The 925-nt window shown below is 61.5% G+C and carries 2 protein-coding genes; both read left to right on the top strand.

Going from position 1 to position 925, the window contains the following annotated elements; genetic code table 11:
• Positions 1-558: SDR family oxidoreductase (locus tag OXG30_05805; GenBank protein ID MCY4134412.1), on the top strand; the 558-nt coding region annotated here is incomplete at its 5' end.
• A 131-nt stretch (positions 559-689) separates the two neighbouring features.
• Positions 690-925 (top strand): 2,4-dihydroxyhept-2-ene-1,7-dioic acid aldolase (locus tag OXG30_05800; GenBank protein MCY4134411.1); only part of this gene is annotated, 236 nt, incomplete at its 3' end.

The following is a 925-nucleotide window of genomic DNA, read 5'->3' as shown; positions in this document are numbered from 1 at the left end:
ACTTCGGATACCGCGACCGAGGCGGGCTGCGCGGCCATGGTGGAGGCTGCGGTTCGCGAGTTCGGCCGACTCGACGTCGTCTATTGCAACATGGGCGACTTCGCTTATGGCGAAATGGAGATCCACGAGACATCTCCCGAAGCATGGGACTATCTGATTAGTCTCAATCTGCGTGCGCATTTTCTCTCCGCCAGAGCGGCCATTCCTCAAATGTTGCGACAGGACCCGCCGGGCGGCGTTCTGATTCACGTTGCCGCTTCAGCTGACGTGCTGCGCGACGCAAATCCAGGCTACTCCGCCGCCAAGGCCGGGTTGATCGAGTTCGTTCGGCGCGCGGCCAGGCAGTATCGCGATCGCAACATCCGCGTGCACTGCGTTTGCCCGGGCGCGATCGGGGGCGATCCTCCCCCCACAGGCCCTATTGAACCGCTTCCGCCTGAGCTGGATCGCGACGCCAAGAGTCTCGATGTCGCCTATGCGGGCCTGTACCTTGCCTCGGACGAAAGCTCCTGGACAACGGGGCTGGTCGTTCCAATAGAAGGCGGCCGCCGGCTTTAGCGAGCCGTCTCATCAGCACCGCTTGCCGCCGCGCGGCTACACTTTGCAGACTGCCGCCGGGCAAACCATAAACGGCAGCGACCGGGCGGGTGCGCGGCTCGCCGGATTTGGCGCGCAACTAGGAGGTATCGATGCGGAGAAACAGGTTTCGGGAGTTGCTTGACGCCGGTGAACCCAGCTTGGGAACTCACCTGATGTCGTCCTTGCCGGCGGTGTTCGAAATCGTGGGTCATTGTGGATTCGACTATGTCGAGTTCGAGGCCGAATACTCCCCGTTAACGCTCTACGATCTCGAGAACAAGGGCCGTGCGGTGGACCTGTTCGATCACAAGAGCAGTGTCGTGAAGATCGATCAGCAGACTCGTAC

This window comes from bacterium (assembly GCA_026708015.1).
GTDB lineage: Bacteria > Actinomycetota > Acidimicrobiia > Acidimicrobiales > Bin134 > Poriferisocius.
The sequence above is the reverse complement of the archived record's forward strand: the minus strand, read 5'-3'. Positions and strand labels throughout refer to the sequence as shown.